Source organism: Cupriavidus phytohabitans (assembly GCF_017815025.1).
Classification (GTDB): domain Bacteria; phylum Pseudomonadota; class Gammaproteobacteria; order Burkholderiales; family Burkholderiaceae; genus Cupriavidus.
This window is the reverse complement of sequence record NZ_JAGIQB010000005.1, coordinates 78843-95091: the sequence shown is the minus strand read 5'-3', so window position 1 is coordinate 95091 and position 16249 is coordinate 78843. Positions and strand designations below refer to the sequence as shown.

The following is a 16249-nucleotide window of genomic DNA, read 5'->3' as shown; positions in this document are numbered from 1 at the left end:
CGCCAACATGGAACTACTCACTAACCTGGGCCTGGGCTTCTCCACCGCCCTGACCTTCCAGAACCTGGCCTACGCCTTCCTGGGCTGCGTGCTGGGTACCCTGATCGGCGTGCTGCCGGGCCTGGGGCCGCTGGCGACCATCGCCATGCTGCTGCCGGTGACCTACACGCTGCCGCCGGTGGCCGCGCTGATCATGCTGGCCGGTATCTACTACGGTGCCCAGTACGGCGGCTCGACCACTGCCATCCTGGTGAACCTTCCGGGTGAATCGTCCTCGGTGGTGACAACCATCGATGGCTACCAGATGGCAAGACGAGGGCGAGCGGGGGTGGCGCTTGCCACCGCCGGCCTGGGCTCGTTCTTCGCCGGCTGCGTGGCCACCATGATCCTGGCCGCGTTTGCCGCGCCGCTGTCGGAACTGGCCTTCAAGTTCGGCCCCGCCGAGTACTTCTCGCTGATGGTGCTGGGCCTGATCGGCGCCGTGGTGCTGGCCTCGGGCTCGCTGGTCAAGGCGATCGCCATGATCGTGCTGGGCCTGCTGCTGGGCCTGGTGGGTACCGACGTGAACTCGGGCGCAGCGCGCTTCTCGTTCGACGTGCCGGAACTGACCGACGGCCTGAACTTCGTCTCGGTGGCAATGGGTATCTTCGGCTTTGCTGAAATCATCGCCAACCTGGAGCAGAAGGAGCAGCGCGAAACCTTTACCGACCACATCACCAACCTGTTCCCGACCAAGGACGACTTCAAGCGCATGATCCCGGCCGTGCTGCGTGGCACCGCGCTGGGTTCGGCGCTGGGCATCCTGCCGGGCGGCGGCGCCTCGCTGGCTTCGTTCGCGGCGTACTCGCTGGAGAAGAAGACCTCCAAGTTCCCGCAGGAATTCGGCAAGGGCGCGATCGAAGGCGTGGCGGGTCCGGAATCGGCCAACAACGCGGCTTCGCAGACCTCGTTCATCCCGCTGCTGACGCTGGGCATTCCGCCCAACGCGGTGATGGCGCTGATGGTGGGTGCGATGACCATCCACAACATCCAGCCCGGCCCGCAGGTGATGACCAGCAATCCGGCGCTATTCTGGGGCCTGATCGCCTCGATGTGGATCGGCAACCTGATGCTGATCGTGCTGAACCTGCCGCTGATCGGCATCTGGGTGAAGCTGCTGAAGGTGCCTTACCGCTACCTGTACCCGGCCATCCTGACGTTCTGCTGCATCGGCGTGTACTCGGTCCAGAACACCACCTTCGACGTGTTCCAGACCGCCGCCTTCGGCGTGGTGGGCTACCTGTTCATCAAGCTGCGCTGCGAACCCGCTCCGCTGCTGCTCGGCTTCGTGCTGGGGCCGATGATGGAAGAAAACTTCCGCCGCTCGCTGCTGCTGTCGCGGGGTGACTTCAGCGTGTTCGTGACGCGTCCGCTGTCGATGGGCCTGCTGATCGCCGCCGCGGTGCTGGTGGTGATCGTGGCGCTGCCTTCGATCAAGGCCAAGCGCGAAGAAGCGTTCCAGGAAGAATAAGCAGGACTTGCCGCCGGCCTGTGGGCCGGCTCGCAATGCAACACTGAGGGCACCGCATGGTGCCCTTTTTTTGTTGCCCGGAATGGACACGGCGACACGCCTCCACCGGGCCCGCAGCGACCTATAGTATTAGCACCCGGACAACTGTCGCGATGAGCGCGTCGGAGGTTTGAGATCATGACCATGGCTAGTACGCTGGCGAAATGCCTGAGCACCAGGCACAGCCAGTTCGACACCGTTCGGCACCCCTACAGCCTGAGCAGCATGGCCACTGCACACGCTGCACACATTCCCGGAGACCGCCTGGCCAAAACCGTCCTGCTGGAAGACGACAGCGGCTATGTCGCTGCGGTGATTCCTTCCACGCACCACCTGAAACTGGCGGAGATCCGCGAGCAGACCGGACGCAACCTCTCGCTGGCGCACGAGGATGGCGTGCGCGAAGTGTTCAGGGACTGCGACCACGGCGCGATCCCGCCGGTCGCCATGGCGTATGGCACGCAGACCTGGCTTGACGACAGCCTGCTGACGCATGCCGACGTCTATTTCGAAGCGGGCGACCACCAGGAACTGGTGCACATGAGCACCGACCAGTTCATGGAACTGATGGCCGATGCAAAGCGCGGCCACTTCGCGCACAGGATGATGTAGGGCAATGCCACACCACCGCGGCCGGCGCATGCCGGCCGTTTTTTTTCGCGCCGCCTGTTGATGACGGCGCGCATGCGCCGACCCCGCCACGGCATGACACCGTGACAGGGTCGCGCTGCGCTCAAACAGCGGGCGTCAATCGAGCAGGTCGAAGCGGTCGAGGTTCATCACCTTGGCCCAGGCCGCGACGAAATCCCTGACGAATTTTTCCTGCGCATCCTCGCTGGCATAGACCTCGCAAAGGGCTCGCAACTGCGAGTTCGAACCGAACACCAGGTCGACACGCGTGCCGGTCCACTTCTTGTCGCCGGTCTTGCGGTCGCGCGCTTCAAACAGGTCGCGCTCGTCCGACAGCGGCTTCCATTCCAGTCGCATGTCGAGCAGGTTGCGGAAGAAGTCGTTGGTCAGCGTTTCCGGGCGGTCGGTGAGGACGCCATGCGCATCAGGCCCGGTATGCACGTTCAGCACGCGCAGGCCGCCGATCAGCACCGTCATCTCGGGCACGGTCAGCGTCAGCAGCTGGGCCTTGTCGATCAGCAGGTGCTCGGGGGGAATGCTGTACTTCGCCTTGACGAAGTTGCGGAACCCGTCCGCCTTCGGCTCGAGCGACGCCATCGCCTCCACATCGGTCTGTTCCTGCGAGGCATCCGTGCGGCCCGGCGAGAACGGCACTGTGACCTTGTGGCCCGCCTTCTGCGCCGCCTGCTCGATGGCCGCGTCGCCGGCCAGCACGATCAGGTCCGCCAGCGAGATCTTCTTGCCGCCCGACTGCGCGCCGTTGAATTCGGCCTGGATGCCTTCAAGCGCCTTGAGCACCTTGCCCAGTTGCTCGGGCTCGTTCGCGGCCCAGTCCTTCTGCGGCGCCAGCCGGATGCGGGCGCCATTGGCCCCGCCCCGCTTGTCCGAACCGCGGAAGCTCGATGCCGACGCCCAGGCGGTCTGCACCAGTTGCGAGAGCGGCAGGCCTGATGCCAGCACCTTCTGCTTGAGCGCGGCGACATCCTGGTCGTTGACCAGCGGATGGTCGACCTTCGGCACCGGATCCTGCCAGAGCAGATCTTCCTGCGGGACTTCCGGGCCCAGGTAGCGCGCGATCGGCCCCATGTCGCGGTGGGTCAGCTTGAACCAGGCGCGGGCGAAGGCATCGGTGAGCTCCTCGGGATGTTCCAGGAAGCGCCGCGAAATCTTCTCGTACTCGGGGTCGAAGCGCAGCGACAGGTCCGTGGTCAGCATCGTCGGCCGCAGCTTCTTCGACGGATCGAACGCATGCGGGATGGTTTCGCCGCCATTCTTGGCCACCCACTGGTTGGCGCCCGCAGGGCTCTTGGTCGGCTCCCAGTCATGGCCGAACAGGTTTTCCAGGTAGCTGTTGCCCCACTGCGTCGGCGTCTTGCTCCAGGTGACCTCCAGCCCGCTGGTGATGGTATCGGCGCCCTTGCCGGTCTGGAAGCTGCTCGACCAGCCCAGGCCCTGCAGTTCGAGATCCGCGCCTTCCGGTTCGGCCCCGACGTTGTCCGCCGGTCCGGCACCGTGCGTCTTGCCGAAGGCATGCCCGCCGGCGATCAGCGCGACGGTTTCCTCGTCGTTCATGGCCATGCGTGCGAAGGTCTCGCGGATGTCGTGCGCCGCGGCAAGCGGGTCCGGGTTGCCTTCCGGGCCTTCCGGGTTCACGTAGATCAGCCCCATCTGCACCGCGGCCAGCGGGTTCTCCAGGTTGCGGCCTTGATCGGTGCGGCTGGCCTCGGCGCCATGCATATCCTCGTCGGCGACAAGCACGCCGGCGTCATCGTACTTGCCCGCCGCACCCTTGCCGTAGCGCAGGTCACCGCCGAGCCAGGTCTTTTCATCGCCCCAGTACACATCGCCGTCAGGCTCCCAGGTGTCCTCGCGGCCACCGCCGAAACCGAAGGTCTTGAAGCCCATGGTCTCGAGCGCGACGTTGCCGGTCAGCACCAGCAGGTCCGCCCACGAGATGTTCTGGCCATATTTCTGCTTGATCGGCCATAGCAGGCGGCGCGCCTTGTCCAGGCTGACGTTGTCCGGCCAGCTGTTGAGCGGCGCGAAACGCTGCTGGCCGCGCCCGGCGCCGCCGCGGCCATCGCCGATGCGATAGGTGCCGGCGGCGTGCCACGCCATGCGGATGAACAGCGGGCCATAGTGGCCGAAGTCCGCCGGCCACCAGTCCTGCGAGTCGGTCATCAGCGCCGCCAGGTCCTTCTTCACCGCGGCGAGGTCCAGGTCCTTGAACGCTTTACGGTAGTTGAAGTCCGCGCCCAGAGGGTTGGACTTGCCGGAGTGCTGGGAGAGCAGGTCCAGCCGCAACTGCTTCGGCCACCACTCGCGATTGGTCGTACCGCCGCCAGCGGTATGCGTGAAGGGACACTTTGCTTCGTTAGACATACGTTCTCTCCTTGGTGGGGACGTACTGCATACGCCTGCCGCGATGGCGTCAGCGGTCGCTCGATTGCTTGTTGTTGCCCGATAGCTGCCTGACTTCGATGATCCCGCTCCGGCGCTTCGCTTCTTGCCGGACCTTCCTGCAATGCAGCCCGGCTGGTTGCCGCCGGTGCGCGGACGCGCGCGGGCGCGCACCGGCGTGACGATCCGGGCGCGCGCAGGGCGAAGCCGCAATGGTCTGACTGACTTCCGCGGCAGCTGTCCGCAACCAAAATATACGCACAGCCCGGCCCGAGGAGAATGCGATTCTGTCTATCTGGCCGATAGACCGTGCTTATGGCGCCAGGGCGACCTGCTCAGGTGGCACTCCGGTGCATTCAGGCGCCAAACAGTTCGCTGCACGCCGCCCGCACCGCAGCCGTCACCTGCCCGCGCGCGTGGTCGCGCCGCTCCAGCATGCCGATGTGGCGCATGACCGGCTCGCCGTTGACCAGCAGCGGCAGGATGCGCAGCGCCTCGTCGTCGTGCCAGCGCGCGCGCCGCAGCAGCGGCACCACCGTCACGCCCACCTCCTGGCGCACCAGCTCGACCAGCGCCTCGATGGCGTTCAGTTCCAGGAACTCGTTGACCTTCACGTGCGCGCGGCGCAGCGCGCGCTCGACCAGCACGCCGGTGCGCTGGCTGCGGTCGAAGCGCAGGTATGGGTTCTGCGCAAGCGCCTCGCGCGCGTCCCGGCCGGGACTGCCGCGTGCGGCGATCGCCACCAGCGGCTCCTGGTACAGCGGCGTCCAGCGCAGCGTGCCGGGAATCCGCGTGGCGCCTTCCACCAGGATCGCCGCATCGAGTTCGCCGGCCTCGACCTGTGCCGCCAGCTCGATCGACTTGGCGCCGACCAGGCGCACGTCGAGCGCCGGGTAGGTGCGCTTCATGCGGGCCACCGCGTGCGACAGGCCGCCCATCACCGAAACCACCGCGCCCACGGCCACGGCACCGGCCATGGCCTGGTCCGATGCCAGCGGCAGCCGCATCTCGTCGTACAGCGCGAGCAGGCGCCGCGCTTGCGGCAATAGCGCGCGGCCATCGGCATTGAGTACCGCAACGCGGCCGTTGCGGTCGAACAGTTCACGCCGCAGCTCGCTTTCCAGCGCGCGCATCTGCAGGCTGACAGCGGCCTGGGTCAGGGCCACCTGCCCGGCGGCCGCGGCGAAGGAGCCCTGCTCGGCTACGGCGACGAAGGTGCGGAGGAATCGGATAGTGCTCATCGGTGTTCGTGCGCAACGCCGGCGAAGCCGCGCCGATACTTAAATTTTTCTTGTGACATCGGAAAGAAATATTAGCTTTCTTTGTGACCGACGGCGCGGAATAATTAAGCCGGCTCATCAATTCCTGCCCGCTTATCCTTGCCCGCCCCAAGCCTGACTCCGGAGACAAGCATGAAATCCTGGCTGCGCCTCGCCGGCATCGCCGCCGCCTGCGGCATGTGCCTTGCCGCCACGCCCGCACTGGCCGACAACTATCCCGGCAAGCCGATCCGCCTGATCGTGCCGTTCCCGGCCAGCGGTGCGACCGACCTGCTGGCGCGCGCCATTGCCCAGAAGGTGGGCACCGACATCGGCCAGCAGATCGTGGTGGACAACCGCCCGGGCGCCGGCGGCGCGATCGGCTCCGACATGGCGGCCAAGGCCGCGCCGGACGGCTACACGCTGCTGATCGCGACCACCAGCACGCACGCGATCGGCCCGTACATCAACACCCGCCTGCCGTACAACACCGAGACCGACTTCACCCCGATCAGCCAGGTGGCGATCGCCACCAACGTGCTGGTGGTGCCGAACGGCCTGCCGGTGAAGAACGTGCGCGAGCTGGTGGACTACGCCAAGAAGCATCCCGGCGAGCTCAACTACGCTTCCAGTGGCAACGGCACCGTGGTGCACCTGACGGCCGAGGCGTTCAAGGCACAGGCGGGCGTGTTCATCACCCATATCCCGTACCGCGGCACCGCGCTGGCCGTGCCCGACCTGATCTCGGGCAAGGTGCAGGTGCTGTTCGACAGCATCGTCTCGGGCCTGCCGCACGTGAAGGACGGCAAGCTCAAGGCGCTGGCCGTGACCAGCGCGAAGCGCTCGCCGCTGGCACCGGAGATCCCGACGGCCAGCGAGTCGGGGCTGCCTGGCTTTGAGTCCGATACTTGGTTCGGCATCTACGGGCCCAAGGGAATGCCGGCGGATATCGTCAGCCGGCTCAATGCCGAGTTCAACAAGGCAATCCAGTCGCCGGAAGTCAGGGAGCGCCTGGGCAAGCTGGGCGCCGAGCCAGTCGGCGGCACGCCGGCACAGTTCGCCGCCATGGTAAAGAAGGACAGCGCCCGCTGGGGCAAGCTGATCAAGGATCGCAAGATCACGGCAGAATAACGGCGCCGCGTGCGCCCATGCGGCCGCCCCGACAATGGCCCCGGCCGCTTCCTGAAACGAAGACAAAGCCATGCAGAAATTCAACTGGACCAACCCCTACCCCTCCGTGCGCATCCCGCTGTTTGCGCGCAACGTGGTGTCCACCTCGCACCCGCTGGCCGCTCAGGCCGGCCTGCGCATGCTGCTCAAGGGCGGCAATGCCGTCGATGCCGCCATCGCCGCGGCGGCCGCCATCACCATCGTCGAGCCGGTATCGTGCGGCCTGGGCAGCGATGCCTTCGCCATCCTGTGGGACGGCAAGGAACTGCATGGCCTGAACTCCTCTGGCGTGGCCCCGGCCGCCTGGAACCCGGAGTACTTCAAGAACAAGTACGGCACCGACGCCAACGGCCTGGCCAACCGCCCGATCCGGGGCTGGGACTCGGTCACCGTGCCCGGCGTGATCGCCGGCTGGGCGGCGATGCACGAGCGCTTCGGCAAGCTGCCCTTCGCCGACCTGATGGAGCCGGCGATCGAGATCGCCGAGCGCGGCTACGCCGTGCCGCCGGTGGTGGCGCACAAGTGGGCCGCCGCGGTGCCCGAACTGAAGGACCAGCCGGGCTATGCGGAGACCTTCATGCCCAAGGGCCGCGCGCCGCTGGTCGGCGAGAAGTTCACGATGAAGGCCGCCGCCGACACGCTGCGCAAGATCGGCGAGACGCGCGGCCGCGCCTACTACGAAGGCGAAATCGCCGAGAAGATCGCCGCCTTCAGCAAGCAGTGCGGCGGCGCGATGACCCTGGACGACCTGCGCAACTACCGCCCCGACTGGGTCAAGCCGATCAGCAAGAGCTACCGCGGCTACGAGTTGCACGAGATCCCGCCCAACGGCCAGGGCATCGCCGCGCTGGTGGCGCTGGGCATCCTCAGCCAGTTCGACATGGCCTCGATCCCGGTCGACTCGGTCGATTCGCAGCACCTGCAGATCGAAGCGATGAAGCTCGCCTTCGCCGACCTGTACCGCTACGTCGCCGATCCGCGCAGCATGGAGGTCACGCCCGAGCAGATGCTGGACGATGCTTACCTCAAGTCGCGCGCCAAACTGATCGACATGCAGCGCGCCACGCACTTCAACTTCGGCATGCCCAAGGTGGGCGGCACCATCTACCTGACCGCCGCCGACGAGAATGGCATGATGGTGTCGTTCATCCAGTCGAACTACATGGGCTTCGGCTCGGGCGTGGTGGTGCCGGGCACCGGCATCAGCCTGCAGAACCGCGGCGTCGGCTTCTCGATGGATCCCAGGTCTGCCAACGCTGTGGCCGGCGGCAAGCGCCCGTTCCACACCATCATCCCGGCCTTCCTGACCAAGAACGGCCACCCGGTGATGAGCTTCGGCGTGATGGGCGGCGACATGCAGCCGCAGGGCCACCTGCAGACGGTGGTGCGCATGCTGGACTACAACCAGCAGCCGCAGGCCGCATGCTGCGCGCCGCGCTGGAAGGTCAACCGCGATTTCACGCTGGACGTGGAAGGCACCATGGACCCGGCCACGGTCGAGGGGCTGAAGGCGCGCGGGCACCAGTTGAAGTCGGTGGACGATCCATACATGGACTTTGGGTCGGGCCAGTTCATCTGGCGCCTGTCGGACGATCCCGAGCAAGGGTACGTGGCAGCCAGCGACAGCCGGCGCGACGGGCAGGCGGTGGGGTTCTGAGCCCGCCGGGCCTGCGCTGCCAGCGACATGCGGAACGCCCCGAAAGGGGCGTTCTTGCTTTCCGCCCCCCATCCCACAACTGGCCCGCTCGCGATCGCAGCAACTGTGCATGGCGCGGGCGCCACGGCTCCGTACACTGGTTCGCCGACAAGCCTCCGGAGCCCGCACCATGACCACCTACGCCTTCCGCCTGCTCAACGTCTTCGCCGAATCCACCTTCGGCGGCAATCCCCTGTGCGTGTTCGAAGACGCGCGCGGCATGGACGAAGCCACCATGCAGGCGCTGGCGCTGCAGTTCAACCTGTCGGAGACCACCTTTGTCCTGCCGTCGGACAATGCCAGCGCGCGCGTGCGCATCTTCACGCCTGGCTATGAGATGCGTTTCGCCGGCCATCCGACGCTGGGCACCGCGCACGTGGTCCGCGAACTGGCCGGCACCGGCGATGCGCTGACGCTCGAATTCCTCGCCGGCGTGGTCCCTGTGACGGCGCAGGGCGATGTCTGGACCTTCACCGCGCCGCACAGCGGCGAGCCGAAGACCGCGCCGGCCGGCCTCCCCGATGCCGACATGGCAGCCCTGCTCGGCCTGCACGAAAGCGACTTGCTGATTTCTCCGATGTGGGTCGACACCGGCGCCGACCAGCTGCTGGTGGCCGTGCGCAGCACCGATGCCGTGCGGCGCGCCAATCCTGACAGCGCGCGGCTCGACATCTGGCCGCAGAGCAGCCTCGGCCGCAAGACCGCGTACGTGTTCGCCCTCGATCCCGAGCAGCCGGGCGGCATCCTGTCGCGCTATTTCTTCACCAAGCAGGGCGGCGGCGTGGCCGAGGATCCCGGCACGGGCTCGGCCTGCGCCAACCTGGGTGGCTGGCTGCTGGCCACCAGCCGCGCGCTGCCGGCGGAATACATCATCGACCAGGGCGAGGCCGTCGGCCGCCCGTGCCGGCTGCGCCTGTCGGTCGGCTCGGACGGCGCGATCCGCGTGGGCGGGCGCGTGCTCGAGATTGGCCGCGGCACCGTGACACTCTGAGGGCCCTGCGCAGCCCTGCCGGCTGCGCTACATTGTCGGCTTGCCCCGCCAATCTCCCCGCCCATCGCCCCGATCCGCCATGACCTCGCACGCCATCACCTCCCTGGCCGAACTGGAAGCGCTCTACGCCCAACCCGCGGCGCCGTCGCTGTCCAAGGAAGTCGACTACCTGCACCCGCATTACCGCGCCTTTATCGAGGCCGCCCCGTTCTGCCTGCTGTCGACCGTCGCCGCGGGCTGGGCCGAATGCTCGCCGCGCGGCGACACGCCCGGTTTCGTGCAGGTGCTGGACGAGCGCACGCTGCTGCTGCCCGACCGGCGCGGCAACAACCGCATCGACAGCCTGCGCAATATCGTGGTCGACCCGCGCGTGGGCCTGCTGTTCGTGATCCCCGGCGTCAACGAGACCATCCGCGTCAACGGCACCGCGCAGATCAGCGTCGAGCCGGCGCTGATCGCGCGCTGCGTGGCCAACGGCAAGGCGCCGACCACGGTGCTGGTGATCACGGTGCAGTCGGTGTTCTTCCAGTGCGCCCGGGCGCTGATCCGCTCGCGGCTGTGGTCCGCGGATGCGCAGGTCGCACGGCAGACACTGCCAAGCAATGGCGAGATCCTGGCCATGCTGAGCGAGAACGCCATCGACGGTGCCGCCTACGACCGCGAACTGCCCGAGCGGCAGCGCAACACGCTTTACTAACGCGGCAGCCACTCCGGCGCGTGGGTGCCGAGCGGCTCGGACGGCAGCGTCCAGCGCGCCGGCGTCTCGGACAGCTGCGCCGCGTGGCGCACCACGGTCAGCATGCCGAAGCCGGACGGCACCGCTTCGAGCAGGTCGGCGACATCGTCGATCTTCTGCTCGGGCGCCTTCAGCCCCTGCGGCACCCGCCCCAGCCCGCGCAGCCACTGCCCCACCTGCGCCAGCGATACGCGCACGTGCCAGCTGCCACCTTCCAGCGCGCGCCGGTGCAGCGCGGCCATCGCGCCGAATGCCAGCAGATAGCCCGCGGCATGGTCCAGCACCTGTGCCGGCAACGGGCGCGGCGTGTCGCCGCCGGCCGCTTCCGCCTCGGCCTGGTTGAAGCCGGTGGCGGTCTGCACCAGCGAATCGAAGCCGCGCTTGTGCGCCCACGGCCCGACGTGGCCATACGCGCTCAGCGACACATAAACGATGCCCGGCCGCGCCCGTGCCGCGGCTTCCGGGCCGATGCCCAGTTCGGCCAGCCCGCCAGGCCGGTAGCCCTGCACCATCACGTCGGCGCCGTGCAGCAGCTTGTGCAGCGTGCGCTTGTCGTCGGGATCGCGCAGGTCGAGCTGGCAGCTGCGCTTGCCGCGGCCGGTGTCGATCACCAGCGGCGCGATCGACGGCAGGTGCGCGGCGGTCACCAGCAGCACATCGGCACCGTGCGCGGCCAGCGTGCGCCCGGCGACCGGGCCGGCGATGATGCGGGTGAAATCGAGCACGCGCACGCCTGACAGCGGTTGCGCATCGGTCGACGCGGGCGGTGGTAATGGCTGTGGCGGTGCGTCGCCGATACGCTCCAGCGTCACCGGCGGCAAGCCGCGCAGCGCCGCGGCCTGCGGATGGCGGTCCCATTCGTCGAAGCTGCGCAGCGCGGCGACCACCAGGCCGGCGTCGGACGCGGCGGTTTCGAAAGTCTCGGCTTCCCACTTTTCCAGCGCCGCCTGCACCGCCGCCTTGTCATAGGCACAGCCCAGCAAGCGCAGCACGCCGTCACGGTGGTGCGGGAAATTGGTGTGCAGCCGGACCCAGCGGCCGTCGCCGCAGCGGTAGATGCCGGCGATCTTGTCCCACAGCTCGGGCGCTGGACCGCCGTCGACGCGCAGGTAACGCTCGCTGCGGAACTCGGTGATGGCATGGCGCATGTCAACGCTGACGTCCTGCCAGCGGCCGCCGCGGCCTTGCCACAGCGTGGCGGCGGCCAGCGCCGAAGCGGCGAGGCTGGCCTGCGCAGCGGTCCCCACGGCAAAGCTTGAAGGCAGCACCGGATCGGCGCCGTCCAGGCGCAGGTGGGACAGCGCCTCGGCCGGCAGGCCGGCATCGCGCCACAGCGCGGCAACGACATCGTGGGGCATGGGCGGCACTTGTGCCGCATCGGGGTGGGCGTTCATGGGCGTTCCTGCAGCGATGGGTGACTGGTGGCCGTAGCCGGCCGGCACGGGTCTCCATGCTACTCCGACACATCACTTTCGGTGCGGCCAACCTGTGCCGGCGGCGGACAAGACCATAAATGAGCCGAGGCTCACGGCGTGCGGCGCCGCCGGCACGGTAAAATCCCCTTATTGGCATTCCGCCACGCAATCTGACGACCCGACCGGCCACCGTATCGATCCCTACCATCGATCCATCCGGCCGGCCAACCGGCGCCACCATGAGCCACGACAACAAGCCTACCGACAGCACCCCAGCCGCCTCCAACTTCCTGCGGAGCATCATCGACCAGGACCTCGCCGCCGGCACCTACGCCGGCCGCCAGGACAAGCAAGGCGAGCCGCTGCCGACCGTCATCACCCGCTTCCCGCCGGAGCCCAACGGCTACCTGCATATCGGCCATGCCAAGAGCATCTGCCTGAACTTCGGGCTGGCGCGCGACTACGGCGGCCGCTGCCACCTGCGCTTCGACGACACCAACCCGGTCAAGGAAGATACCGAATACGTCGATTCGATCATCGACGCCGTGCACTGGCTCGGCTTCTCCTGGGACAGCGAAGGCAAGGACGGCCAGAAGCAGCCGCACCTGTACTACGCCAGCGACTACTTCGACCAGCTCTACGCCTTTGCCGAGACGCTGATCGAGCGCGGCGCCGCCTACGTGGACAGCCAGTCGGCCGAGCAGATCGCCGCCAGCCGCGGCAACTTCTCCGAGCCGGGCAAGCCCTCGCCCTACCGCGACCGCACTGTCGAGGAAAACCTGCAGCTGTTCCGCGACATGCGCGCGGACAAGTACGGCGACGGCGAGCACGTGCTGCGGGCGAAGATCGACATGACCGCCCCCAACATCGTGATGCGCGACCCGGTGCTCTACCGCATCCGGCACGCCCATCACCACCGCACGGGCGACAAGTGGTGCATCTATCCGATGTACGACTTCACCCACTGCATCTCCGACGCGCTGGAGAACATCTCGCACTCGCTGTGCACGCTGGAGTTCGAGAACAACCGCCCGCTGTACGACTGGGTGCTGGAGCACCTGCGCGACGCCGGCGTGTTCCGCGACCCGCTGCCGCACCAGTATGAGTTCGCGCGCCTGAACCTGACCTACGCGATCACCAGCAAGCGCAGGCTCAAGCAGCTGGTCGACGAGAACCGTGTCGACGGCTGGGACGACCCGCGCATGCCCACGCTGGTCGGCGTGCGCCGCCGCGGCTATACGCCGGAGTCGATCCAGCTGTTCTGCGACCGCGTCGGCGTGGCCAAGGCCGACAGCTGGATCGACATGAGCACGCTCGAAGGCGCGGTGCGCGACGACCTGGACGGCCGGGCCGCGCGTGGCGTGGCCGTGCTGGACCCGCTCAAGCTGATCATCGACAACTACCCCGAAGGCCAGAGCGAGGAATGCTCGGCCCCGGTCCATCCGAAGAAGCCGGAACTGGGCAAGCGTGTGTTCCCGCTGTCGCGCGAACTGTGGATCGAGCGCGAGGACTTCAACGAGACCCCGCCCAAGGGCTATTTCCGCCTGTTCCCGGGCAACAAGGTGCGGCTGAAGTACGGCTACGTGATCGAGTGCACCGGCGTGGACAAGGACGCCGACGGCAACGTCGTCGCCGTGCACGCCAGCTACCTGCCCGACACCAAGAGCGGCACGCCGGGCGCCGACAGCGTCAAGGTCAAGGGCGTGATCCACTGGGTCAGCGCCGCTCACGGCTACGAGGCCGAGGTGCGCCTGTACGACCGCCTGTTCAACGACCCCAACCCGGACGCTGGCGGCAAGAACTTCCTGGATGCGCTCAACCCCGACTCCAAGAAGGTGGTCACCGCCTACCTGGAGCCGGGCCTGCGCGAGGCGCGGCCGGAAGACCGGTTCCAGTTCGAGCGCCACGGCTACTTCGTTGCCGACCGCAATGATTCGCAGCCGGGCAAGCCGGTCTTCAACCGCATCGTCGGGTTGAAGGACAGCTGGGGCAAGTGATGGGCAAGGCAACTCCGGTACAGACCATCACCTTCCCGCTCGAGGGCGAGTTCATCGCCCTCAACGACCTGCTCAAGCTGGCTGGCGTGTGCGACAGCGGCGGCGCCGGCAAGGCGCTGGTCGCCGCCGGTGAAGTCTCGGTGGACGGCGCGCCCGAATCGCGCAAGACTGCGAAGATTCGCGCCGGACAGGTGGTAGGCCTGGCGGGCATCGAGATTCGCGTGGTCGCCGCCTGACCGCGCTACCGGCCGCAGCGGCAGCTGAGCCGCTCCGGCGCTGTAACGGAGAGGACCGAAACCATGCCGATCGCGTTCTGGTGCGTCTTGTTGGCCGGCGTGCTGCCGCTCGCCACGGTAGCCATCGCCAAGGCCAGCGCGCCCGGTTTCGACAACCACGACCCGCGCGGCTGGCTCGACAAGCAGTCCGGGCGCGCGCGGCGCGCCGACATGGCGCACCGCAACCATTTCGAGGCCTTCCCTTTCTTTGCCGCAGCGGTGCTCACCGCCAGTTTCCTGCAGGCGCCGCAGGCGCGCATCGACGAGCTGTCGATGGTCTTCATCCTCACCCGCATCCTCTACACCGCGTGCTACGTGACTGACCGGGCCACGCTGCGCACGCTGTGCTGGACCATCGGGTACCTGTCGGTGGTGGGGATTTTCCTGCTGCCGGTGTTCGTGCACTGAGCCATGGCGGCACCCGTTCGTCTTCTGGCCGCCGTTGCGATCGCCATGCTGGGCAGCGCCAGTGCCGCGCCGGTGGAATACACGCTTGACCCGGTCCACACCTCCGTCTATTTCGGCGCCAGCCATTTCGAGCGCAGCTCGGTGCGCGGGCGCTTCGGCAAGATCGACGGCCGCATCGTCTACGACGCCGACAGCGGCGCCGGCGCGATCGACGTGACCGTCGAGCTGGCCTCGGTCGACACCGGCAACCGCACGCTCGACGGCGTGCTGCGTTCGGCACAGTTCTTCGATATCGCGCAGTTTCCGCAGGCGCGGCTGCGCGCCGATCGCTTTATCAGCGACGGCGGCCGGCTTGTGGCGGTAGAAGGCGAGCTGAGCCTGCACGGCGTCACCCGTCCGGTCCGGCTGCAGGCCGAGCGCTTCCGCTGCGGCGAGGTCACGCTGTTCGGCGTGACGCGGCAGGTGTGCGGCGGCGACTTCCGCGCCGAAGTGCCGCGCAGTGCCTTCGGCATGACCCGCTTCGTGCCCGATGCGGGCGACATCGTGACGCTCCATGTGGCGGTCGAGGCATCGCCGGCGAGCAACGCCGCGCGCTAGCCCAATGCGTCACCTGCCGGACAGATTTCTCTTGTAGAATCAGCGCTTTGTCGAATCCCTGCCACGCCCGCCGCGTGTGCGGCAACGCGAGACAGAGACCATGTTCGAAATCCATTCCGGCGACATCGTCGCGGCCGCCCTGGCTGCCGCTGGCGCCTGCCTGCTGTGCAGCATTCCGGGCGATTTCCTGCGCCGCTTCCCGCTGTGGGCGGTGCGCACCTATGGCCGCGGTGCCCTGCTGATGCCGTTCCTGGCCATGATGGTCGGGACCTGGCTGTTCCGCCTGGGCGTGGCCGGCCAGCTCGATACCGATGCCGGCCAGGCGCTGGTGGTGGCAGCCGGCTTCCTGACCACGCTGCTGCTGTCGGCGCTGCTGCGCTTCTACCTGAAGGAATACCGCAAGCGCTGAGGCGTCTCCGGCCGGCCGTTTGTGCCGGCTGGCCCACCTTGCCCTGCCCACGCGCGTACGGCGGCGCCGCCGAATCGCGTATGATGCGGCCTTTCGCGTTCCGCGCCGCCGTGCCGGACGCAGCCGCAGACCTCACTTCATGGCGCTCAAGTCCACCATCTTCAAAGCCGAGCTGGCCGTCTCCGACATGGACCGGCCCTACTACGGCAGCCACAGCCTCACCATTGCCCAGCATCCGTCCGAGAACGACGCGCGCATGATGGTGCGCCTGCTCGCCTTCGCCTGCGAAGCCACCGAGACGCTCGCCTTCACCCGCGGCCTGGACGAGCCGGACGAGCCCGACCTGTGGGACAAGCGCCTGACCGGCGACATCGCCCATTGGGTCGAGCTGGGCCAGCCCGACGAAGCGCGCCTGAAGCGCGCCGCCGCCCGCTCCGAGCGCGTGACCGTCTACACCTACAGCGGCGCCAGCGCGCGCGAGTGGTGGAAAGGTATGGCGGGCAAGGCCGGCAAGCTGCGCAACGTCACCGTCTACAATGTCCCGACGGAAGCGGTCGACGCGCTCGCCGCGCTGGCGCAGCGCGCGATGCGCCTGTCGGTGACGATCCAGGACGGCGATATCTGGGTCGCCGACGACGACCGCAACGTGCAACTGCAACTGGACGTGCTGCAGCGCGCCCAGGATTGAACGAGGCGGCCACCGCCGCGCTCCCGATT

At 67.8% G+C, this 16249-nt stretch carries 15 protein-coding genes; 12 read left to right on the top strand and 3 right to left on the bottom strand.

Features of this window, described 5'->3' with window-relative positions; genetic code table 11:
* Positions 1-7: 7 nt before the first annotated feature.
* Positions 8-1510 (top strand): tripartite tricarboxylate transporter permease, encoded by a 1503-nt coding sequence (locus J8I34_RS05095; RefSeq protein ID WP_029045513.1) that lies wholly within the window; start codon positions 8-10, stop codon positions 1508-1510.
* Positions 1511-1687: 177 nt separating this feature from the next.
* Positions 1688-2161: an aminoacyl-tRNA deacylase gene (locus J8I34_RS05090; protein ID WP_029045512.1), complete on the top strand. Its 474-nt coding sequence runs from the start codon at positions 1688-1690 to the stop codon at positions 2159-2161.
* Between the two features lie 135 nt (positions 2162-2296).
* Here the strand turns inward: J8I34_RS05090 and katG are convergent, their stop codons facing one another.
* Both katG and J8I34_RS05080 read right to left on the bottom strand, forming a co-directional pair.
* Positions 2297-4561, bottom strand: a complete 2265-nt coding sequence (katG, locus tag J8I34_RS05085; protein ID WP_209774115.1) for a catalase/peroxidase HPI — start codon at positions 4559-4561, stop codon at positions 2297-2299.
* 374 nt (positions 4562-4935) lie between these two features.
* Positions 4936-5820 (bottom strand): LysR substrate-binding domain-containing protein, encoded by an 885-nt coding sequence (locus tag J8I34_RS05080; protein ID WP_029045510.1) that lies wholly within the window; start codon positions 5818-5820, stop codon positions 4936-4938.
* 171 nt (positions 5821-5991) lie between these two features.
* Between J8I34_RS05080 and J8I34_RS05075 the strand changes: the two genes are divergently transcribed.
* From J8I34_RS05075 to J8I34_RS05060, 4 genes are all read left to right on the top strand, one after another.
* The gene (locus J8I34_RS05075; protein WP_209805496.1) at positions 5992-6969 is read left to right on the top strand and encodes a Bug family tripartite tricarboxylate transporter substrate binding protein; all 978 of its coding nucleotides are present in this window, start codon (positions 5992-5994) and stop codon (positions 6967-6969) included.
* A gap of 70 nt (positions 6970-7039) precedes the next feature.
* Positions 7040-8665 carry a gamma-glutamyltransferase gene (gene ggt, locus J8I34_RS05070; RefSeq protein WP_209805495.1) on the top strand — a complete coding sequence of 542 codons (1626 nt, stop codon included), beginning with the start codon at positions 7040-7042 and terminating at the stop codon, positions 8663-8665.
* A gap of 169 nt (positions 8666-8834) precedes the next feature.
* Positions 8835-9695, top strand: a complete 861-nt coding sequence (locus J8I34_RS05065; protein ID WP_209805494.1) for a PhzF family phenazine biosynthesis protein — start codon at positions 8835-8837, stop codon at positions 9693-9695.
* Between the two features lie 79 nt (positions 9696-9774).
* Complete coding sequence (locus J8I34_RS05060) at positions 9775-10392, top strand: pyridoxamine 5'-phosphate oxidase family protein (protein WP_209805493.1); 618 nt, start codon at positions 9775-9777, stop codon at positions 10390-10392.
* Here J8I34_RS05060 and J8I34_RS05055 read toward each other — a convergent pair.
* Positions 10389-11825 carry a CoA transferase gene (locus tag J8I34_RS05055; RefSeq protein ID WP_209805492.1) on the bottom strand — a complete coding sequence of 479 codons (1437 nt, stop codon included), beginning with the start codon at positions 11823-11825 and terminating at the stop codon, positions 10389-10391. The genes J8I34_RS05060 and J8I34_RS05055 overlap by 4 nt on opposite strands.
* 260 nt (positions 11826-12085) lie before the next feature.
* On the opposite strand from J8I34_RS05055, the gene J8I34_RS05050 reads away from it, so the two are divergent.
* From J8I34_RS05050 to J8I34_RS05025, 6 genes are all read left to right on the top strand, one after another.
* Complete coding sequence (locus J8I34_RS05050; protein ID WP_029045504.1) at positions 12086-13843, top strand: glutamine--tRNA ligase/YqeY domain fusion protein; 1758 nt, start codon at positions 12086-12088, stop codon at positions 13841-13843.
* Positions 13843-14079: an RNA-binding S4 domain-containing protein gene (locus J8I34_RS05045; RefSeq protein WP_029045503.1), complete on the top strand. Its 237-nt coding sequence runs from the start codon at positions 13843-13845 to the stop codon at positions 14077-14079. Before J8I34_RS05050 ends, J8I34_RS05045 begins: the two co-directional genes overlap by 1 nt.
* A gap of 63 nt (positions 14080-14142) precedes the next feature.
* Entirely contained in the window at positions 14143-14526 is a 384-nt protein-coding gene (locus tag J8I34_RS05040) for an MAPEG family protein (protein WP_029045502.1), read from the top strand.
* A 3-nt stretch (positions 14527-14529) separates the two neighbouring features.
* Complete coding sequence (locus tag J8I34_RS05035) at positions 14530-15123, top strand: YceI family protein (RefSeq protein WP_029045501.1); 594 nt, start codon at positions 14530-14532, stop codon at positions 15121-15123.
* 100 nt (positions 15124-15223) lie between these two features.
* On the top strand, positions 15224-15532 hold the full coding sequence (locus tag J8I34_RS05030) for a hypothetical protein (RefSeq protein WP_209774108.1): 309 nt from the start codon (positions 15224-15226) through the stop codon (positions 15530-15532).
* Between the two features lie 139 nt (positions 15533-15671).
* Entirely contained in the window at positions 15672-16220 is a 549-nt protein-coding gene (locus tag J8I34_RS05025; protein ID WP_029045499.1) for a YaeQ family protein, read from the top strand.
* Positions 16221-16249: the final 29 nt, after the last annotated feature.

Coding starts and splice junctions, on each gene's coding strand:
- J8I34_RS05040 (WP_029045502.1), top strand. CDS start 14,143: ATGCCGATCGCGTTCTGGTGCGTCTTGTTGGCCGGCGTGCTGCCGCTC.
- J8I34_RS05055 (WP_209805492.1), bottom strand. CDS start 11,825: ATGAACGCCCACCCCGATGCGGCACAAGTGCCGCCCATGCCCCACGAT.
- J8I34_RS05030 (WP_209774108.1), top strand. CDS start 15,224: ATGTTCGAAATCCATTCCGGCGACATCGTCGCGGCCGCCCTGGCTGCC.
- J8I34_RS05035 (WP_029045501.1), top strand. CDS start 14,530: ATGGCGGCACCCGTTCGTCTTCTGGCCGCCGTTGCGATCGCCATGCTG.
- J8I34_RS05060 (WP_209805493.1), top strand. CDS start 9,775: ATGACCTCGCACGCCATCACCTCCCTGGCCGAACTGGAAGCGCTCTAC.
- J8I34_RS05095 (WP_029045513.1), top strand. CDS start 8: ATGGAACTACTCACTAACCTGGGCCTGGGCTTCTCCACCGCCCTGACC.
- J8I34_RS05065 (WP_209805494.1), top strand. CDS start 8,835: ATGACCACCTACGCCTTCCGCCTGCTCAACGTCTTCGCCGAATCCACC.
- katG (WP_209774115.1), bottom strand. CDS start 4,561: ATGTCTAACGAAGCAAAGTGTCCCTTCACGCATACCGCTGGCGGCGGT.
- J8I34_RS05050 (WP_029045504.1), top strand. CDS start 12,086: ATGAGCCACGACAACAAGCCTACCGACAGCACCCCAGCCGCCTCCAAC.
- J8I34_RS05075 (WP_209805496.1), top strand. CDS start 5,992: ATGAAATCCTGGCTGCGCCTCGCCGGCATCGCCGCCGCCTGCGGCATG.
- J8I34_RS05090 (WP_029045512.1), top strand. CDS start 1,688: ATGACCATGGCTAGTACGCTGGCGAAATGCCTGAGCACCAGGCACAGC.
- J8I34_RS05045 (WP_029045503.1), top strand. CDS start 13,843: ATGGGCAAGGCAACTCCGGTACAGACCATCACCTTCCCGCTCGAGGGC.
- ggt (WP_209805495.1), top strand. CDS start 7,040: ATGCAGAAATTCAACTGGACCAACCCCTACCCCTCCGTGCGCATCCCG.
- J8I34_RS05080 (WP_029045510.1), bottom strand. CDS start 5,820: ATGAGCACTATCCGATTCCTCCGCACCTTCGTCGCCGTAGCCGAGCAG.
- J8I34_RS05025 (WP_029045499.1), top strand. CDS start 15,672: ATGGCGCTCAAGTCCACCATCTTCAAAGCCGAGCTGGCCGTCTCCGAC.